16 protein-coding genes and 1 pseudogene are annotated in these 20127 nt (G+C 67.2%); 5 read left to right on the top strand and 12 right to left on the bottom strand.

All coding sequences use genetic code 11. The features are described 5' to 3' along the window. Positions 1 to 53: 53 nt before the first annotated feature. From L324_RS13745 to L324_RS13710, 8 genes are all read right to left on the bottom strand, one after another. Complete coding sequence (locus tag L324_RS13745) at positions 54 to 959, bottom strand: type II secretion system F family protein (RefSeq protein WP_037307030.1); 906 nt, start codon at positions 957 to 959, stop codon at positions 54 to 56. Then, positions 956 to 1882 (bottom strand): type II secretion system F family protein, encoded by a 927-nt coding sequence (locus tag L324_RS13740; protein ID WP_037307028.1) that lies wholly within the window; start codon positions 1880 to 1882, stop codon positions 956 to 958. The genes L324_RS13745 and L324_RS13740 overlap by 4 nt, the downstream gene beginning before the upstream one ends. Further along, on the bottom strand, positions 1879 to 3366 hold the full coding sequence (locus L324_RS13735; RefSeq protein WP_235783524.1) for a TadA family conjugal transfer-associated ATPase: 1488 nt from the start codon (positions 3364 to 3366) through the stop codon (positions 1879 to 1881). Before L324_RS13735 ends, L324_RS13740 begins: the two co-directional genes overlap by 4 nt. Before the next feature lie 38 nt (positions 3367 to 3404). Continuing rightward, a complete protein-coding gene (locus L324_RS13730) occupies positions 3405 to 4232 on the bottom strand; it encodes a CpaE/TadZ family protein (RefSeq protein ID WP_037307145.1) in 828 nt (275 codons plus the stop codon). A gap of 40 nt (positions 4233 to 4272) precedes the next feature. Continuing rightward, positions 4273 to 4968: an SAF domain-containing protein gene (locus L324_RS13725; RefSeq protein ID WP_037307025.1), complete on the bottom strand. Its 696-nt coding sequence runs from the start codon at positions 4966 to 4968 to the stop codon at positions 4273 to 4275. An 81-nt stretch (positions 4969 to 5049) separates the two neighbouring features. After that, entirely contained in the window at positions 5050 to 5502 is a 453-nt protein-coding gene (locus L324_RS13720; RefSeq protein WP_235783523.1) for a hypothetical protein, read from the bottom strand. A 503-nt stretch (positions 5503 to 6005) separates the two neighbouring features. Then, positions 6006 to 6515, bottom strand: a complete 510-nt coding sequence (locus tag L324_RS42345) for a hypothetical protein (protein WP_152546847.1) — start codon at positions 6513 to 6515, stop codon at positions 6006 to 6008. Positions 6516 to 6633: 118 nt separating this feature from the next. Beyond that, positions 6634 to 7317, bottom strand: coding sequence for an A24 family peptidase (locus tag L324_RS13710; protein WP_037307021.1), 684 nt, complete (start codon positions 7315 to 7317; stop codon positions 6634 to 6636). Positions 7318 to 7695: 378 nt separating this feature from the next. Between L324_RS13710 and L324_RS13705 the strand changes: the two genes are divergently transcribed. Then, the gene (locus tag L324_RS13705; protein ID WP_037307019.1) at positions 7696 to 8073 is read left to right on the top strand and encodes a winged helix-turn-helix transcriptional regulator; all 378 of its coding nucleotides are present in this window, start codon (positions 7696 to 7698) and stop codon (positions 8071 to 8073) included. A 2-nt stretch (positions 8074 to 8075) separates the two neighbouring features. On the opposite strand, the gene L324_RS13700 is transcribed toward L324_RS13705, so the two are convergent. Next, positions 8076 to 10766 (bottom strand): MFS transporter, encoded by a 2691-nt coding sequence (locus L324_RS13700; RefSeq protein ID WP_037307017.1) that lies wholly within the window; start codon positions 10764 to 10766, stop codon positions 8076 to 8078. 277 nt (positions 10767 to 11043) lie between these two features. Next, positions 11044 to 11238, bottom strand: a complete 195-nt coding sequence (locus L324_RS42340) for a hypothetical protein (protein WP_037307015.1) — start codon at positions 11236 to 11238, stop codon at positions 11044 to 11046. A gap of 249 nt (positions 11239 to 11487) precedes the next feature. Between L324_RS42340 and L324_RS13690 the strand changes: the two are divergent. The 4 genes and pseudogenes from L324_RS13690 to L324_RS42800 form a co-directional block, all read left to right on the top strand. Next, positions 11488 to 11832 (top strand): annotated as a pseudogene (locus L324_RS13690) (lysine 2,3-aminomutase); the annotation flags it as partial. Between the two features lie 671 nt (positions 11833 to 12503). Beyond that, complete coding sequence (locus L324_RS13685; protein WP_152546845.1) at positions 12504 to 12944, top strand: hypothetical protein; 441 nt, start codon at positions 12504 to 12506, stop codon at positions 12942 to 12944. Further along, on the top strand, positions 12941 to 13684 hold the full coding sequence (locus L324_RS13680; protein ID WP_037307009.1) for a hypothetical protein: 744 nt from the start codon (positions 12941 to 12943) through the stop codon (positions 13682 to 13684). The genes L324_RS13685 and L324_RS13680 overlap by 4 nt, the downstream gene beginning before the upstream one ends. Before the next feature lie 45 nt (positions 13685 to 13729). Then, complete coding sequence (locus L324_RS42800; RefSeq protein ID WP_161780856.1) at positions 13730 to 13870, top strand: hypothetical protein; 141 nt, start codon at positions 13730 to 13732, stop codon at positions 13868 to 13870. Here L324_RS42800 and L324_RS13675 read toward each other — a convergent pair. Then, positions 13852 to 15711 carry a hypothetical protein gene (locus L324_RS13675; protein ID WP_037307007.1) on the bottom strand — a complete coding sequence of 620 codons (1860 nt, stop codon included), beginning with the start codon at positions 15709 to 15711 and terminating at the stop codon, positions 13852 to 13854. The genes L324_RS42800 and L324_RS13675 overlap by 19 nt on opposite strands. 328 nt (positions 15712 to 16039) lie before the next feature. Then, positions 16040 to 20083 carry a BTAD domain-containing putative transcriptional regulator gene (locus tag L324_RS13670; RefSeq protein WP_037307005.1) on the bottom strand — a complete coding sequence of 1348 codons (4044 nt, stop codon included), beginning with the start codon at positions 20081 to 20083 and terminating at the stop codon, positions 16040 to 16042. Positions 20084 to 20127 lie beyond the last annotated feature (44 nt).

The following is a 20127-nucleotide window of genomic DNA, read 5'->3' as shown; positions in this document are numbered from 1 at the left end:
TCTGGAAGGGGAAAGTGGAGGTAGCGACGACAGGGTGTCGTCGCTGGTTTCGGCTAGCCACCGCCTGCGGCAAGCCGGATCATGGCGGGGTACATGACCAGGAGCAGGAACGCGACCAGCAACAGGGCTACGGGGAGCGCGAGGCGTTGGGAGCGGGCGTTGGCGTCGGTTTTGTCGGCGGCCAGCGCGGCGGCGCGCAGCGAGTTCGATTTGGCGATCAGGGTGGTGTAGATGGCGGCGCCGTCGGCTGCGGTGGCGAGGATGTCGGCCAGGTCGCTGAGTTCGACGACTCCCATGCGTTTCCCCAGCCGGGCGAGGGCTTCCCATGGGGTATGACCGGTTCGTGTCGCGCGGCCGAGTGTGCGGCTGATCCGAGCGAAGACCCACGAGTCCCCGACTGCGGCGGCTTCGCTCAGCGCCTGGCTGGGTGCTCGGCCGGTGGCGCGTTCCTGTGCGACGAGGTCGAGGTAGGCGGCGGTGGCGCGACGGAATTCCTCCCGCGCCCGGGCGGCGTCCTCCTGCACAGCCAGGACCGGCACCATCGATCCGGCCGCCGCGCCGGCGATCACGGCCAGGACCACCACCGTGGTGGACAAACCGATTCCGCCGAACCAGCCCAGCCCGGCCACCGCGAGCACGGTTCCGGCAGCGCCCACGGCCCACCCCAGACGGCGGGCAAGGTAGCGGTCGGCGGTCTGATCGAGCACGTCGAGGTCGGTAGCGGGGATGCCCCACCAGCGGTTCGACGACCGTCCGGAGACCCCGGCCACGCGCTCGATCGGGGTGGACCAGCGGCTGCGTGGCGGTGCCCCGTCAGCACGGCGGGCGGCACGGTCGTCCAGCTCGGCGACCGCGGCGGCGACGTTGACCGGTGCCGGGCGCAGCAGCGCCAGCAATACGCAGACCAGCGCCAGTCCGCCCAGCGCGCCGAGCAACGCAGCGGTGATTCCGGGGTTCATCGTGGCACCTCTGCCTCGAGGCGGGCGGCAGTACTGGGTGTGCGCCTCGGTTTCGGTGTCCCGGGCGGGATCCTCGAGGTGACGCCGAGCAGGCGGGCGGGGCGGCGGGTTCGGGTGAGCAGGTGCATCCACCACCCGGCCGCAGCCAGCAGGCCGCCGATTCCGGCCATCACGAGCTGACCGAGCAGGCCGGTGAACGGCGACAGGAACTCGCCCGCGAACAGGACCAGCCCGGTGAGCAGGAGCGCGGTGATGCCGAGGATGGCGCGGACATCGGTGCGGGGTTTCGCGCGGTCGGCTTCGATGTCGCGGCGGGCGACGACCTCGCGTTCCAGGGCGGTGGCCTTGCTGTCGAGAATGTCGACCAGTCCGCGGCCGCCCGCGCGGGCGCGCAGGATCAGCGCGAGCACGACTTCGTCGGTGGCTTCGTCGCCCACGTCTTCGGCGAAGGCGCGGAGCGCTGCCTCCAGACCGCGGGTCCGCAGTCGGACCGCGAGGGTTTCGATCTCGCCGGCCAGTGCTTCGGGTGCGGTGCGGGCGGAGGTGGTGATCGCTTGCTCCAGTCCGCCGGCTCCGGAGGCCAGGACATCGGCGAGACGCCGGACCCAGCTCGCGAGGGCGTCCAACCGCGCGATCACCCGGCGGGCGTCGTGTCCGTGGGCCAGAGTCGGCACGTTCAGCACCGCGGCGACGGTCACGATGATGGCGACCGGCCAGCCGGTGCCCCACCACACGACCCCGCCCGCGGCCACCGCGACGACCACCCGCCGCCGCGGTATCCGCGCCGTGAACGTCCTCCAGCTCGCGTCACGCGCCTTACCCGGTGTTATCGACCGCGCGGCGGGTGGGTGGAAGGCGGCGACAGCGCAGGCGATCGCCGCCACCGCGGCGACGCCGAGCACGCCCGCCCACACGCCCGTCATCGCCTGCCTCCGCCCGGCAGCTCAGTGGTAGACCAGCTGTCGGTACCGGCGGTGTCGAACAGGGTGCGATCGAACCCGTGCCGGGCCAGGCGCTCCAGCAGGTCACGGGTCGGCGGGTAGGCCGGGGCAGCGCGGCCGTCGGCTGGCCGCGGGGCGAAGATTCTGGTGGTGTCCGGTCGGCCGGAATCCCCGACCGGACCGACCTCGATGATCTCGGTGACGAACCGCTCCCTGCGCCGCCCACCAGGTGTGTCGTGGTCGGCGCGCGCGACGTGCACGACGAGGTCGATCGCCGAAGCGGTCCACTGGTGAGCCGCCTCGATCGCCAGCGGTGGATCGGCGAGCTGCCCGAGCGCACCGATCCGGTCGAACACCGCCGAAGCGCTCGTGGCGTGCAACGTGCACATGCCTCCGGTGGCGCCGTTCCCGAGAGCGCGCAGCATTGCGGTGACTTCCCCTGCCCGAACTTCCCCGACGATCACCCGGCTCGGCGAGTGCCGCAGCGTCTGCTTCAGCAGATCGTCCAAGGAGATCTCCCCGACCCCCTCCGAGTTCGCCGGACGGGCCTCCAAGGGTGTGACCAAGGGACGGGCGCCGATGTGCAACCCGAGTTCGTACTCCTCCTCGACCGTGACAACGTGCTCGTAGTCCGGGATCTCCGCGCACAACGCGCGCAGCAACGTCGTCTTGCCCGCCGCCGGGCCGCCGGACACGATCATGTTGCAGCCCGCGCGCACCGCCGAGCGCAGGAACGCCGCGAGCAGCGGATCGAGCGTGCCGTTGGCCACGAGATCGTTCAGGCCGACGGCGACCAGGCGGTGGCGGCGAATCGCCACCCGCGGCCGGTCGGAGACCTCCATCACCGCGGCCACCCGAGCGCCCAGCGGGCCGCCCGCGCGGATCCGGAGGTTTCCCAGCGGGCGACCGGCGTTGAACTCCCGGGAGGTCTGGCCTTGGCGGGCGAACATCGCTGCCAACATCTCCACCAGCTCGGCGTCAGTGTCGGCGATCGGGTGCGGCCACTGCTCGACCGTGCCGTCCGCCAGCTCCAGCAGGATCCGGTCACAACCGTGCACGTGAATGTTCTCCACATCGTCGCGCTCCAACAGCTCCTCCAAGGCACCCAGCCCGGACAATGCGGCGACGACCGCGCGGGCCAGCCGGCGTTCTTCGGTAGCCGGTAAGGGTGCGTGTCCGGCGGTTGCGCGACGTTGCACCCAGCCGGCGACCTCGTCGGCCACGTAGGCACGCATCCGCGCCTGCTGCTCCCCGCCCGTGAGCGGTGTGTCCACATGGGACTCACCCACCGCCACGCGTTCCAACCGGGCAGCGACCACTTCCCGGATCTCCCGGACGACCGCGGAATCGACATACCCGGCCTCCACAGTGTTCCGCGGCTGGACCGGAATGCGCGGGAGCGCTGTCGCCGATCCCGCCGGGCTACTGCGCGGAGGCCGCGACATCGCCAGTTGCTGCGGGAACACCGAATCACCTGAGGGACGAAACCCGTTACGCGGCAACGTCATCGCGCACCTCCGGAAAGCAAGTGGGCCGAAGTCGACACAGCCGGAATGCGCGGTCCGCTCGGCGCGTAGGTGTGATAGGTGCCGTGCAGGCGACGCGCGACGCGGCGTGCGCTGCGCAGCAGCGGCGACCGGTGAGGAAGGGCTCCTCCGTCGATGCCGTCGGAGAACACCGCCGCCGTCCGCGCGGCCATCGGGATTTCCGCCGCGGCCTCCCGCCCCAGCGCCACGCGGACTTCGCGGGTGCCTGCGGGCGTAGTCGCGCAGACGGCCAGCGCGAGCCGCTGCGGCAGAATCCGCTCGGCGAGCTCGGCCAGGACGGGGCGCGCGGCCAGCACATGCCGCTGCGTGGGGCGCACCGCGACCAGGACGAGATCCGCCGCGAGCAGCACCGGCCACGGCGTCGCCGAGCTGAAACGTCCCAGGTCGACCAGCGCGTCGGCCGGATGCCCGGCCGTGGTCTTGAACGCGGCCAACGCCACGATCAGGCGGGTCCATCCGGCCGTGCCGATCGCGGTGTGCTGGCTCTGTGTGCTCAGCCCGGCCAGCAGGCCGACGTGCCGTGCCGGAGGCACCGCCTGCACATGCGCATTTAGCGTCGCCGGGTCTCCTGCGGTCGCGTGCCGGGTCGCGATGGCATGCGACAACAGGCCTCGATCGGTCCGAAGGAATCCGTTCACGACCCAATGCCCCAGCCAGCCCGGCGCCAGGTCGCCCCCGGCGGGGTCGCAGTCGGCCAGCAGCACCGGCGCTGGCCAGGCCGCCGCCAGTGCGGCCAGCGTCGTGGTCCCGCCGGGTGATCCCTTGCCCGACACGATCGTGATCATCGCCATTTCCCTCACCACTCCCTTCCACAGCCGGTCTCTTTCACGCGCCCGGTCCGAGCTGGACCAGGACGACCTGCCCAGCTGATGCGCTGGTCGCGGCGGCCGCGTCGTCAGCGCCGACGACGACATCGACCGTCACCGCGCCGGCGGAATCCGGCGGGCCGACCCCGAGCACCCGCGCACGAAACGGACCCGACATGTTCACCGGGGCCTGCCCGACGTCGGGCCCGTTCCCGGCAGCGACCTGGGTGACCTGCACCAGATCCCCAGCCGACAAGCCGCGGGCAGGCAGGTGACCCGGCCTAACGGGCAGCCCCACTAGCCGCTCCCCTGGCCCCGGAATCGGCTGTCCGGCCAGCTGGCCGGGCGCCAGCACCGTCCCCGCGGGAAGGACCGATCGCGCGACCTGGCCCACGACCCTGTCCCTGTCACCGGCCGGGATGAAGGCCAGCGGCTGGTCCGGGACGGCCTTGACCACACCGAGGTCGCTCGCCTCGATCCTTTGCCCCCAGTCCACGTCGCGGGTGAGCGTGAGGACATCGACACGGTTGTCCTGACCTGTGATCAGGGCGTAGTTGCCAAGCGCGACGACCGCAGCCAGCACCACCGCGACCCCCAGCAGCCACCAGCGCCGTCGCCGCGGCACCCGTGGTGCCTCGTCGTCCTCGGGTTCGGTGTAGGGCGAGTCGCTGCCGTGAGCTTTCGGTTGCCGGGAAAAAGACAAAGCGGTACCCATAGCGGTATTCCTCCACGATTCCGAATTACGGCTTCGGTGCGCCTAAGAATGTGTTAATTGCACTTTCGGCAGAGTGTGGTGCTAGTTCGCGCGCAGGGCCTGCACTTCGGCGACGGCGAACGTCGCTCTCGCCCGCGACTGCATCAGCGGGAAATCGCCGCCGACGGAGCCGGTACCGTCCGAGCCGATCCAGCTCACCGACCACTGGATCGCCCACTCCGCGGTGGTCTGATCGTTCGGCTGCCCTACCGAACTGCGGGTGTACACGAAACCGCAATCAGGGCTGTCGGCGTGCAGCCCATGGGACCGGTCGTACGGTGTTCCCGGCCCCGAACAGGACGTCGACCCGCCGGAGCCCGAGTTGAACGTCATCCCGGTCGGTGTCGCGGTCACCTCGGCCCACACCGGACCGGCCTGTACCCGCTCGACCGCCGGTTTCCACACACTGCGATCGGTCCAGATCCAGGTGTTCTCCCCGACGATCGTGGCGGCCCGGCCGTCGGGCAACCGCACGTCCGGCGAATGCCGGGGCACCGGCAACGGTAACCGCAGCTGCTCGAACGCGCGCGCGGCAAGCTCCGCCGGCGTCGGCAGCGGCGGAGCTGCCGGTCCACCTGAAGCCGCGAGTTCGTCGACAGCCGGTGAAGGAAGGCAGCGGATCCCGAACGCACTGCCGCCCGGCCGACCTACGCCAGGTGAGCCACCAACACCGAAACCGCCGAGCGAACAGCCGGCAGGAAGCCCGTCCGACGGCTCCAGTGCTCCGTTGCCAGTTGCCGCCCGCCGATCCTGACTCGAGGACTTCCTTCCCGGTCCGCCTGGCCGGACAGGAGCCTGCCCCCGCTGCCGCAGCGCCTCCATGTCGACCGTCGGAGGAGCGACCAACCCCGACGAATCCCCCGGCACCACGATGACCTGACCATCATCGGCGGTCGGTGGCACCGTAGCGTGCGCCTGGGGCGTGACGAGGACGACCGCTCCTCCGATCAGGCAGACGAGGCCGATCGAAGTAGCCCGCATGCTGGGTGGCCGGAACATCAGCATGTCCCACCGGGGAACGCGACCTTGGCGACTCGCCACCGACCGTCCGTGCTGTCCCGCCTGAGGTCAGCGCTCACCGGGTTCCTCGACACCCCGACAGTTTTCGGATCACCGGTCGCCGCATCCGCCTGTCCCGTGCGCGACGCGTCCTGGCAATCACTCACCATGGCGGATGCGCCGTCGATCCGAACGGACTGAATCCGCGCGGTGACGTCGCCGTAGACGTTGATCCCCGCTTGCTTCTGCCTACGCATCGCGTTCAGCGTCGTGGTGAGCTGGGGATCGACCGCCACCGCCGCCATCGCGGCACGCCACGTCTCCTCCGGCTCGTCGTCGGTCCGAAGTGTCCGCGACCAGAACGCGGAGTAAGCCGATTCGACCGCTGCCCGTTCATCCTGGCCTGAAGAACTCGCTGACTGTGGTGGCGCGGATGGCGCGGACAGATTCGGTGACGACGGCGAAACCTGCCCCGTGTCCGCACTGCAGCTCACCATCAGCAGCACCACTGTCGATCCGGCCAGGACAGCCGGCAGCGCCCGCCGAGTACTGACTTTGTTCATGATTCCTCCCCAATGCTGACCCCGGTCCGTGCCCAACCACGCCGTCCCGCGCTCAACGATCTGTCTATGCCACGACGACGCTCGCCAACGCTCCGCCGAGCAGTGACGGGCCGGCAGCGAAAGTGGCATGTTTGCTCTTGGACGACACCGCGACCACGAGGGCGATCACCGCGGTAAGTCCGCTGGCGAATAGCAGGCCACGCAGTAAGCCATCCCATCCGAACCAACCGAGAAACAACGCGAGTGCGCCGTACAGCGCCGTATCGCCTCCTCCGGTGTGGTTCGGCGCGCAGATCTGAACCAGAGACACGAGACCGAAAATGACCACGGCAGCCGCGCAGGCGAAGCCGAACCTCGACCAGGCCCTGTCCATGAGTGCGATGTCGAAGAAAAGAATGGCGCAACCGCCCGCCAGCGCCGTCACCATTGGAAACGGAAGCCGTCGGCATCGGAGATCCGTGAGCGCGAGACCAATTCCCAACGCGCAGGCCCAGCACCACACCGGCCAGCTCGGCGTCGTGCCCAGCCGAAGCCAGCCGATCCAGCTCGCCGCCACCGTCGCGGCCGACATCGTGGCCGCGACCGCGACCTGTGCCCACAGTCCAGTCACCAGCGCCGTGCCCGTCGTGCGCTTCGCGGCCGCGAGCAGTGCAGGGCCCGCGACAAGGCTTCCCGTGCCCACCGCGACCACCATGGTCGAAACCACTAAAACCTCCCAACCGAACAGGACAGCGAAGTCGGTAGTCACTTCGTTCCAGCACGTGTCCTCCCACGTTCTCACTGCTTATGCCGGCGTTCACGGCACCGGCCCCAGGGCCTACCGGAGCGAGGACGTCCCTGTGAGGACGATGCTGATGAACGGCGGCCAACTGAATGAGCGAGCCCGAAAACGCGTTGCTCCCGCTGGCTCGCCACACCCAGTCGACCGACCGCGCTCCCCTTGCGTCACCAGGCAGTCCATTTCCTGGCTGAGATCAACCCGTACACCCACGGGCCCGACTGAGTGCAAGGTAAGTACCCGGGTGAGTGTGGGCTCAGTGGGCCACCTTTCACCCGTTTGGGGTAGGTGACCGACCGAGCCGAGGTTTCCCGCATGCCGTGCCGCCGAGTCGTGTTAGCTGACGGTATGGGTGGGGAGAACGTCTCGTATCAGCAGAGGGTGAATGATGCCGTCTCGATTCTCCGCGGGCAGTGGACGATCTCCGTCCTCGCCGCGCTCGCGCTAGGGGAGCTGCCGTACAAGGAACTGTTGACGGCGGTCAACACAGCCGAACATCGTCCCGGTGGACGTGCCCCGCTGTCAGATCGCGTATTCACCGACACGTTGAAGCGAGCACAGGGACACAGCTTGATCGATAAACGCACGGACCCGCAGCGCTCCGGCGTCTCTGTCTACGAGCTGACGCCCAAGGGTCGAGCCCTCCTTCGGGCAGTTCGTCCGCTCGTCGAGTGGGCTCAGGAGTACGAGGATCAGGACGACCACGACGCCGTCCGGGTCGATTGACGTCAGCGGCGGTCAGCCTGAGGAACCCGCGGTTGTGCCGGTGCGCCCTTGACCACGCAAACGCGGTCGCGCCCCGACTGCTTGGCGGCGAACATCGCGTTGTCCGCGGCGAGAAGTAACTCTTCGAGGTCCTGTCCAACGCCGGGATACTGTGCGGCGCCGATCGACACACTGACTCGAAGTTCGGCAAGCTGCTCGCCTTCTTCGCCGAAGCGGAGCGCTCGAACGGCCGCGCAGATCCGCTCGGCAACGCTGACGGCGTCGTCGACCGCTGCGTCTGGCAGGAGAATGACGAACTCTTCGCCGCCGAAGCGTCCGGTCAGGTCGTACGCGCGGACCTGACGCCGAACGGTGTCAGCAACGGTTTGGAGCACCCGGTCGCCGACAAGGTGACCGTGGGTGTCGTTGATGCGTTTGAAGTTGTCGAGGTCGAGCATCAGGAGCGCTACGGACGTTCGGTAGCGCTTGGCTTTGCCGAACGCACGTTCAGAGAGGCTTCGCCAACTGGTCGCGTTGAGGAGGCCGGTCTTCCGATCCGTGGTCGCTGCTTGCTCGAGGTGCTTGACGAGGACGCTGCGGTGCAGCACGTAGACGGTGGGCAACACGAACGCGATCAGCCATGGCCGCCAGATCATCAACGCCGCAGTCAGAACGCCGATGCACAGTGTGACGATTTCTAAGGCGTTGTCGCTCCAGCTCCCCAGCAGCCGCGCGCAGGATCGTTCGCCGTCCTCGAGCGCGATCACCGCCCCGACGAGCACGGAGTTCATCGCCCAGAATGTCGCGATGACCAGCACCGGCCCGATCAGGTCCTGGGGCCCGACGATGTCCAGGATTTGGCCATGTGGAACCGCGTGAACGACGATCCACGCCGCATAGACCGACAAGATCATCACACTGGCGTTGAACACCGCTCGGTAGATCGGGACGCCGGAAGTCCAGCGCCACGTCCTCCACCACAAATGCAGGTATAGGAGGACAACTGTCGCCGCGCCGAGAGCCGGACCGGCCAACATGGTCACGGCCAAGATCGAAACCGAGCTCATGTTGACATGCGGCGTATCCGATAGCTGTCTGCGGATGCGTTCGATGTACCGCGTCGCTTCCGCGACGGCCAGCCCCGCGCCGAGCAGTACCGCGAATTCGATCCAGCCTGTCGCGCTGACCGAGCTGTTCACCGCCACCACGACCGTTGTGACAGTCGCAGCTGTCACGACGCCAACGACGAAAGCGACCACGCGCGGGCGCAAGGCGAAGAGCCTCCCCCTCGTCGCTCTTCGGTTGCGCCTGAATACGCTGCGCGTCCGGCCGCTCGTCCTGTGATCCTCACCCTTCATACTGGCTGCGCTTGCGTCCCCGGACGGTCCAGCCGCGGTTGGCGTTGCTCCCGCCTCCGCCGGCGAGCCGTCCGTGCAGTCCGTTTCCTGGGAGGAGGTGCTCGTCGTGGCCGGAAAGGAATGGTGAGGTGAATCCGCAACGCGTTCGGACCGGTTCCCGCGCCTTCGCCGGGAGCCGGTCCAGTTCCAGATACCGAGGAGCGCCAACGCCAGAACAGCAGCGATCAGCCCTGCACCCGCGACCGCACGGAACGAGCCGAACGATTCAGCAGCAAGCCCACCGAGAACCACGGCGACACCTTGCGAGCAGTACATACAGGTGGCCATCCGGCCCATCACCCGACCGAGGTGCCGGTCAGGAACGATCCGGACGACCATCGTCTGCGTCTGAATGAGATACGCGGTGGAAAGGGCGCCGGAGAGTCCCCAGAGCGCTACGGATATCGGCAGCCCGGGACCGAGACCGCAGACCACGAGGACGAGTCCGGCCGCGGCCGCGAGCACGAGAGCGGCAAGCGGTGAAGTCGGAATCCGTATGCGAGTCGTGAGCCACGCACCGATCGCGCTTCCAGCAGGATCGGCCGCTAGGAGAAGACCCACACTCCAAGCGGCGACACCCAGCTCGTCGGCATACGGCACAGCAAGCCCCTCCGGCACGATGTACAGGCCAAGGAGGCACGCCAACCCAAAAAGGACGGCGAGCTGGCCACGGTGACCAAGGTCGCCGACACGATGTTCATGGGCTACCGATTGACATCGAGCGGCCGGTCGCGCACGAACTCCGGCAAGAATCAGGACCGCGCTGCACAGGAAGGTCGCCGAGTTCACCAGCATGCCGACGTGGGGTTCAACGACGACTAGCAGCAACCCGCCGCCAGCGAAACCAGCGAGCTGAGCAGCCTGGGCGGTGAACTGCCGAAGGGCGACACCCACTGCGTATTCGTCATCGCGCTCGAGGATCTGCGGGATCAGCGACATGTGAGCGGCTTTGAAGGGGCCCGCCACGACGCTCAGCAACCCCACGCATACCCACAACGCGGGCAGCGGCATAGCTGGAATCGCCATCATCGAAGCCAGGACCGCGCGCACGATATCTGCGATAACGATCACTGTCCGCCGCGGAAAACGATCGGCCAGACCGGAGAGGAGAAACCCGCCCAGCACCGAAGGCACAAAAGTCAGGCCGTACGTCAGCGCGGTCAGAACCGCGGACGACGTCTGAGCGAACACCACCAGCGACAGCGCCACACGAGCGACCTGGTCACCGGCGATCGAGACCAGTTCGGCCATCCACAGCGAGCGAAACTCGCGCACGCGTAGCGGCACTGAAAAGCCAGCCTTGCCCTGCTCAGCCATTCCCTCCCCCGCACCCTCACAGCAGCGGCCCCCATACCGCCACCACAGCGAGCATCCCGACAGCTACGGTAGGTGGGAACCGGAAAGAGGTCGCTCTTCGCAGGTCAGGTTCACTCAGAAGTATCAGACTGACTACAGATGGTTACGTAGGCGATCGCAGGCCGCTAGCCAACATTTCTAGTTCCAGGCGCCCGCTGCCAGCTGCAGACCCGGAAGCTCATCAAGCGATCACACAGTGCACCGCAATCATCATGGAATGCAGCTAGGGTCGGAGGGTTTACGTACACCTCGCGAGTGGCGTCACGACTGGCGGCGTGGTGCTGGTCGTCATAGCGAGCCATTCAGCCACGAAGAGCCAGGTGCGCCCCTGGATGATCACCTGGCTGCGTTCGGGGTTCATCAGCTTGACGTGCAGCGACGCGGGCGCGTCCGGGCCGGTGAGCGCAAGCAGATGCGGCTGGCTCTCGAACATCTTTCTTGAACCGTTCGAAGGCCTCCCCAGTTGCTGCGGCGCCCCGCAGCACCCCTCTGGCTCGTCGACCCTTCTGCGGACGCTCGTCCTGGACCTATGCCATCACCCATGTCGATGACTGGAGTCGCATCGGTAGCTGCTCCACCTACGCGACACTCGACCGGCGAGCTGATGACCACGCTCCAACTAGGTCATGCTTGCCAATTCTTGACTTGGGGAGTTGCCGTGGAAGTCGTCGGCAGGCCAGACTTTTCCATGTGCGACATGATCCCGAACGCCGAGCACTGGCGGGTTTCCGTGCACGAGGCACAGGAACTGCAGCACGCGATCATGGGGTATCTGCCGGGTTACGCGACGCCGCGGATCGTCTGCGACGTCCCCTACGTCGGGAAGCGCTGGGTGCACCAGCTCGCCGAATACGACCGCGAACTCGGGATCTCCTACTGGACCAAGAACTACCTGACCAGCGTAGACAGGGAAAACGTGGCCAACGCCGACGAGGCGCTGCAGCAGCGCTACCCCTACTACGACCCGATCTCCACCCTGCCCGAAGCCGGCCAGCGCTGGTGGCGCGACCAGCCCCCGCAGCCCTAACCGGCCAACCCGCCAGGTAGGTCCCCGAGGGGGCGTTCAGGCTCATGTCCGAGCTTTGAACGCCCCCTCCGCCGTGCGGGCTGTTTGTGCTGATCAGGACCGGTTGCTACCGGTTGCGACCGGACCGCAAAAGGCCCAGAAAAGGCCCAGCAGATCCACAATGGACAGTCAGGCGGCCTGGAGGTCGCACCAGGTTGAGTCACTCGACGGCATGCCGCCCAGGCATATCCGACCCGTTTCTCGGCGCGTTCATCACCCGAGGCCATAAGGCGCATCGAAGGGTTTCCGCGACTCGGCGCCACGAATTCTGCTCATGAAGGAAAGTGTGTGGTTCTAATGCGGATATTGCATTGACCGCCATATTCGCTTTATCGAGGAAAAGTGTATGGTGCTAATGTGGTTCTCGCGTCGACAGCCGCACTTACCGTCGATTACTGACAGTAGTGTCATGCTGGGCTGGCAGGGCCATGGACCTGCAGTGAGAGTCCCGTCGCCGGCGCGCACTGGCAGGGCGGCGTGGGTGATACCGGCGGGTATCCCCCACATTTTGTGGTGACCGCGAATCGGATCGTCAGTGCGCTGCGCTCGCAGATGTGAAACAGGGGTTCGTGCGGTCGATGAAACCGGGTTAATGGCATTCTGGAGTGGTGTCCAGGTCTTCGCGTTCCGAGATGGAACTTCGCCCGTCGATGCTGCGTCGGTACTCCGACAAGACGCTCAGCTGCTACCGCGCGCGCCTCGCGCACTACCAGCACTGGTGCCACCTTCGCGGCTACCAGACCGGCACGAACGCGATCACGGCCGCCAAGGTCCTCGAGTACGTCGACGACCAGATCGCCCGCTGGGACGACACGACCGACCAGGACACCGACACATACCCCAAGTACCGGCCCGACACCATCCGCCAGACCATCAACGCGCTGGTCTACTGGGCCGAACGCAGCACGGGCCAGGCGCCCGACGATCGCGCCGCCAAACAAGCCCTCCGCGGCTTCGCCGACACCTTCAACCGAACCCACCCGCCGGCCTGGCGCGTCACCGGACGACGATCACCACGACCACGCCGCGCCACGATCCCGCGCCCACACGACGTCGGCAGCGAGCGGCCATGACCACACGCGAACAGGATCTCGCACTTGCCCAGCGAGTTCAGCGCCTCGCGGCCGATCCACGCGTGACGGGTGCACTTTTCGGCACCGGCGCGGCGATCGCCACGATCCTCGACGGCGGCATGCACGACCAAGTGACACTGGGAGCCATCCAGGACCTGGCGCTCGGACCACAGCGCACGTCAGGCGGCCCGGTGACAGCGCCTGGAAGGAGCGACCAGGACTTGACCGCCTGGTACGCCGAGCGACGCCTCGACCCGATCCGGGAGCTACTACGCAAGGACATCCGCCGCTACCAACCCCCAGCCGCCAAGCGAGTCTGCCAGGCGCCGATGCCCCGGAAAGGACGATGCGATCGCAGCTCAAGCCGAAGCACCCTGCTCACCGACTGGACAACCGGCCAACGGCAGTGGTGCGAGGCCTGCACACGTCACACCGACTGGTGGACGACATACATTGCGGAACACGCGCGCGGCAGACCCGAGATCGTGCCCCAGCCCTACGCGAACACCGGCGGCGCACTCGCCCGCCACTTCCCCGAGATCGACTGGCCCCGGCTCTGGCATGAACTCGACCCCCACTGGGAGCCCAGGCCCGAACGCGAACCTGCCGAAAGCAGCCCGCCGACCCTGCAAGTCATCACCAGCGAACCTGCCCCGCCATCGAAACACTCCCACACCCGACAGCCATCATCACGCAGCAGAGCGCGCCTGATCCTCGTCCTCGACCTCTCCGAGCCGTGACGAGCGCAGAACTCGGCGGCACGAACGCCGAGGCCGCGCATCCGCATGTGCGAGAGCCGGAGCCGACTCGACGAAGACCTGCACGCGATCGTGTCGAATCAGCCGTCGGCGCGGCCGCACCGGGCGATCGCCGAACTGCGGGCCCATGACTCGATCAAGATCGCCACTCAGAAGACATTTTCCTGAACGTGCATGAAGCCGTAGCTGCGCGCCATCGCCACCAACACCGACCGGATCAGGCGACGCCGCGAATCCGGATTCAGCCCCGGCGCCGAGGGCACCGAGACGAACAGCTCGGTCAACTGGTCACGGCGATCACTGTGCCCCAAAGGGTCCAGGTCGAGGACGTCGGCCAGCAGCAGTTGCCGACCAGGCTCGTGGCTATGCGGCGACTCGGCGCTGATCGACAGTTCCATCCGCGGGACCCCGCCCCAGAAGCTTGGAGTCATCAGCTCGGGTCCAACAGCTTCGATCAGCTGGGGCAGCATCTCGGCCGCAGTGACCCAGGCCGCCCCCATGAACTCGACGAGCTCGTCCACCGACCAGCGCAGATCCGTCACCGGATCATTCAAGGCCTTGGACCAAGCATCGAAGTTCTCGACGCGGACCTCGGCGCACGTGATGACCGCGGATCCGTGCGACTCCAGCGGCAGCGTCATCATCACTTCGGCGGACAACGCGGGCTCCCCGTCCGGGGCAGTGATCGAGCTGATCTGGCTCAGCCGGTCGCTGGCGTTGCCGTGGGCACCCGGGACCCATGCGCTCGGGGCCAAGTTCCCGCCGCGGCGGGACGACAGCATCGTGGTGAACCTCCCCAGTGCGCTGGACGGCATCAGCGGCAGCGTCTCGTCCAGGGCGCTCGGGGTGAGCTTGGCGTCGCCAGCGTCGGCGAAGGGCAGGATCGCCAGTACCCGCGCCCGCAGCTGCGGCGGATTCAGCGAACCGGTCCAGGAACGCGTCGCAGCCGACGTCATCGCGCTGGGCGTCGGGTGAGGTTCCCACCGCCAGTCACGCCCACGTGGGTCGGGCCAGCGCAGCAGCCGACCGCGGCCCCAGCGACCGCCGGACAACCGCACCGTCTGAGCATCCCGACCCACGATGCGCACGAACGCCGAAACTCCTGACGGAAACCCGAGCGCACCCAGCGCGTCGCTGTCCGGAGCACCGCTTCCCTGCTCACGCAACGCCTGCCAGATCTCCTCGGCGACCGCAACCGGCCGGTACCGGGGTTGAGCGCACAAAACCCAACCGGCTTGCTGTCCTGGCTCTCGGAAGTGCTGCGCCACGCCCGGGCCGATCGAGTCGGCATCGGAGATGGGATCGCCCAGCACAAAACGCATCTCGGCGAGGTCGCTGACGGCCTTCCGGAGCACTCCGCTCCAGCGGGGGTCGGTGCCACCGACTACGTACTTCGGCTGCTCGTCGCGCGGAGCTTGGATGGCCGCGAGAAGGGCTGCCAGCTTGTCGTCCCCGTCGCCGGAATTGGCGTAGCCCAGACCGATGAAGTGCCGGATTTCGTGCGGTCGCAGCCAGCGAGTCCCGTCGCCGTCCCGCACCGGGACGGCGACGGCGATCTTGCCCACCTCAGCCGTTCCCGCCGGAGCGGGAACGGCGAACAGCTGGCTCGAGCGCGGCTGGGCCGGAATGTCGATGACCAGAACACCGGCGTCGTTGCCGCAGTCAATCCACTCGACCGTCACATCACGCAGGGCGGGCAGCACACGAGCGGCGATGACCTGGCGGTACTGATCGAAATTGACGAGCCTGCGAGGAACCGGGTTGAGAACCTCGATGATCTCCTCGCCGTGTTCCTTTCGGGCGGCGAAGCCCACCACCAGCAGGCCGCCATGCGGGGTATTCGCGAATGCCGTCACGTCCTTGGCCAGCTCGTCGGCCCCTTTGGGCTGGTCCAGACGGTAGACACCGTCCTTCACATCGAGCCACGCACATTCCCGCTCGCCGAGCAAAGCATCGACGTCACCCCGACGCAGAGCCTGCCGTGCCCGTTCCAGGCCGGAAACCGTCATGCCCCATCTTCCCGTGTGGCGGGAGACGGCCGGGACGTTGGGTGCCCACCACCGTGTCGGCCGAGGTAGAGCGTCTGCCGTGCCGGCAGCCGACCGCCGCAGATCGGGCAGAGCGTTTGAGCATCGGCTTTGCAGACGATCAGCGACACTGGTGCCGTGCCCAAGGGAACGATGGTGAGGTGCGGACACGCTGGAATCAGTCAAGGGAAGTCGGGCAAAGGGGCATCGCGGTCGCACTCCACGGAGTCGCTGTCCAGAGGCTTGTCGTCACTGCGGACGCCGAGACGGGCGCCACGACCGGATCGTGGCTTCGGGGCTGACGGAGCGTTCACCCGATTCGAGCGCCTGGCGACAGGATCTCTTGGAACTGCTGCGTGCCGTAACTGCGGTCGCGATCTCGCAGCAGGGCCAGTAGATGCGCCCGCAACTGTGGTCTCTGCTCGGACCGACTCAACGCCCGCAATGGTGCGCGTGCCTCCGCGTAGTTCCACTCCGCAGCGGCCTCGGTGATCACCTCGGCGACGGTCTCATCGAGCCGTTCGCACAACTGGACGAGAGTGCGCACATCTCTGGGAGCTCCCAAAGCGCATAAATGCAGCAGAGCGTTGCGCAGCCCGCGTCGCCATAGCTCTTTTTGGATGCCGAAGAAGGTGCCCCCGGCCAACTCCTTGAAGTAGTCGAGCAGGCGCCGCCGGGCGAGGTCCGGTTCGCGCACAGCGAGCCGTGCCAGGTAGTCGCAGATGATCGCGAAGTTGGGGCCGTCGACGTGCACTCCGGGCTGGTCGAGCTGATGGAGCCCAAGAGTGCGGATCACAGGCCAGTGCTCGGCCCACGGCGACTCACTCCGGATGAGCAGGTGGACCATCGCCGTTGCAGCGGCTCCCGCGACGGCGGTGTCCACGTCGCCACTGCGCGGCTTAACCACCGGTGTCTCAGCACCTGGTCTGACCTCGACGAATCGACTGAGCCAGTCGAGCCGATCGGTGACATCCCCGATCGGAGTCTGGTGCCACAACGAGGTGATGAGCTCGGCGAGCAACACGGGCTCGTGCACCTGGTCGAGAATGCCGCGTAGCTCGGGCCACGGTGTGCCGAAGTCGATGTACAGCATGAGATCGGCGAGGAACCGTACACCTACGGCCTGTTGTTCATCGCTGCCGGCCATGAACGTGCGGAAGTGCCGTAGCAGTTCGGAGGTGTGGCGGCGGACCTGTTCCTTGTGTCGCCCGTACGATCGCACCGTCTTCGTTACGTCTTCGATCCGGCCGGACGCGAGCGCGATGGTGAAGACCGCGTCAAAGACGGCGTCGGTCTTCACCATGTGCACGGCACGCGTGGAGAAGAACGTGTCAAGTTCCTCGGCCGACAGTGTCCGCTCTCCCCTGCGTATCTGTTCAACAAACCGTTGCGCCGTTGGATGGCCGTGGTCAGCGGCGAGCGGCGCGAGGCGTAGCAGCAGGTCGTGGCTGTCCCAGGCGGGGACGCGCAACGGCAGCACGTCGTACAACAGTCCGCGAGGCAGGTCCGCTTGAGCGAGCGCGTCGAGTAGGAGTTTCGTGCGGGTATGGCCGCCGTCGAACTCCCTGAGCTGTTTGAGGGACGTTCTGGCCGCTGTCACAAGGACGTCCGAGGCGCGCGAGCTCGAGCGCAGGATGTTGGGCAACACGGTCGTTCCTACGAACTCACGCAGTTCGTCACCTGGCCAGTCGAGCAGGCAGTCGACAGCGACACTCGCACGCTCGTCGTCAAGCTGAAGGGTGAAACGCTCGATGGCCCTCAGGTGCAGGGTGCGGCTGCCGATCTCCTTCTGGGGGTCATTCACGCGGATCCTGTGGAGAAAGGCCGCCCAGTTCTCGCTGTCGTTCCAGGAATCGTTGCGCTGCCACTCGGCGGCGTTCAGCTGGGCGAAGGCCGGTTGTGCGCGGCGGACATCTCCCCCAGCGCCAACGAAAGCATCGATGATGCGCTTCAACAGCCCCGGCTCGCCGAGGATCGACCAGTTGTCCGCGAAGAAGGTCAGCTCGTGCGGAACGGGCTCACTGGACTGCTCGAGCATCAGCAGAGCGGTGGACCGCAACAACTTGGCGGTGTGCGGTGTCGTCGTGAGCAGGACATCGAGAACGGCCGAACGCAGCTCGGCCGAGTCGGAGTCCCGTACGGCCTGGTCAAGGTCGAGGTCGTGCAGAGCCTCGCTCACTTGCTCTGGCGTACGGAGCGCGAGTCTGGTAAGAGACCGCAGCACGGCGGTGCGGTTGTCCGGTTGTTCGTTGGCCTGCCAGCAAATCATCAACTGGTCGACGATGTCGGCGGACTTCTTGCCGGCGATAGAGGGCATTTTGGCGATCGCTCGTTGCAACGCCGATGGACCGGCCTTGCGCAAAGCGGCCACGGGATCTCCGAGCAGCTCGGGGTGATGTGCCCAGGCAACAGCTCCGATCGCCTGCACCGCCTGGCTGTCCGCCTGCAGTAGGGTGTGCACCGCTTGGCGAGCAGCAGCGTGCAGCAGCGGCTGGGAGCCGCAGAGCACCAGCACCTGTTCGAGCACGGCCCCGACGAACAGATCGCCTCCGTGCCTGGAGGTGCGCTCGGCGAGCACGCCGAGGTCCGCCGGGTCGTGGCGGTCCAGCAGACCCTGCGCCGCCGCGAACTCGAACATCGTCTGGTGGAAGAACCCGACGCCCGCTCCACTTTGGACGAGCACTCCGCGCTCGGTGAGAACTTCGAGCGCCTCCTGCAGTACGGCGTGACCAACGTTTCGACCGGCCGTCAACGCTGCTGTGCGCACCAGTTCTTCTTCTGAGGTCTCAGGCAGACCGAGTGCCAGCAAGCCGATCCCCGTGCGCCCGGCCACCTCGGTCAGGTTGTTCTCGGCGAGCGGTCGCATCGTCGTGTCACGTTCCATACGCGCGTCCCTGGCCACCCTGCGCTTCCAGTAGTCGCGGTACAGGCTGGTGACGTCGAGGTCGTCGAACTCCGGAAGCCCCGACGTGGAGAGTTCGAACAGCAAGCGCAGCAACAATGGGCTTCTGCAGACGTCCGCAGCCGGCAGTTCTCTCGCGGTAGCGTCGCGGACCTTCGCGATGGCCTCGGCGACAGGCACCTCAAGGCCGTAGTGCGCGACGAGCGCGGTGACGGCACGTGCGAGCTCGGGGTCGTCGTAACGTTTGAGGTCCCACCGCCTCATCCGGTCGTGGGTGAGAACGGCCGCTTCCTGGGGCCGGGTGGAGTACACGCCGACGTGCCCCGCCGCGTGAACGGCGTTGAGCAACTGGTGCAGCAGGTCCTTCCCAGCTTGGTCGTGCAGCATCAAGTCCGCGGTGTCGAGCAGCAGCAGCGGTTTGTGCCCGCTCCTGGCCAGGTCACGGAACGGACCGATGATCATGTCCGCGCTGCCCGCACTGATCAGAGATGTCGCGGGCACCAGGATGGGGTCGACGCCTGCTACGCCGGACAGGCGCCGGTGCAACGCGTGAAGCAGCGTTGTCTTGCCCGAGCCGGCCTCTCCGACGAGCGCTAACGGCGAGGCGTTGCGGGAGTTCCTCACGGCGTCGAAGAGCTCGGACTCAAGGGTGCGTTCGATCTGCAGATCAGCATCGATGCGCACATCCCGCGCGTAGGCGGCGGACTTGTCCAAGAGCTCGCGGACGTCGTAAGGCCCGATCGGGCGTGACATCTGAGGGGTGACTACGACCGCCGACGTGCGCCCGGTGTCACCGATGCGCCGGCGGACCCGCGCCTCCCAGCCGGCGACCTCACCGGTGCGGTCCAGTACCTCGAGCGCGTGGACGCCGAGGGGCAGGAACTCCTTGGCCGGGTAGCGCTCCACCAAATCGGAGGCCTCGGCGAACGCCCGCGGGGCGTCGCCACGATCGATCATCAGCTGAAGCCGCTCCCGTTGGCAGGCGATGAGTTCTTCCCTCATCGCGAGCCGCCGCGCGACTGCCCAATGACCTTCGTCGTGACTCAGGTCGGCGAGCGGTTCCCCCGACCACAGGCCTGCCGCTTTGTCGAACAGGTCGAGATCGCGCAACCGGCTCGCTTCGTCGGCAAGCGTGCGGAATCGGTGGTAGTCGACCGCTTCAGGATCGATGTTCAGCCGCACGCTCTTCGAACCACGCGAGCGCACGAGGCTCTTGGGGTCACCGCCCGCCTTCACGATGCCACCACGAACGTGTTGTACGTACTTACCGAGGGTGTCTGGCGAACCTGGCGAATCGGCCGTCCAGACAGTGCCCATGAGGCTGTCGAAGGTGAGTGCACGGTTGGGGTTCAACGCGAGCGCGGCCAGCAAACACCGCTCCGCTTGCCTCTCCAGCCGAATCGTCCGGCCATGACCGACGATCTCGACGTTGCCGAGCAGCCGAACCTTCACCTACGTCCTCCAGCAGACGGCGACACCCGAGTATCTCAGCCCCG

It is taken from the genome of Amycolatopsis orientalis DSM 40040 = KCTC 9412 (genome assembly GCF_000478275.1).
GTDB lineage: Bacteria > Actinomycetota > Actinomycetes > Mycobacteriales > Pseudonocardiaceae > Amycolatopsis > Amycolatopsis orientalis.
Note: the sequence above shows the minus strand (reverse complement) of the source record. Positions and strands in the feature narration are given on the sequence as shown.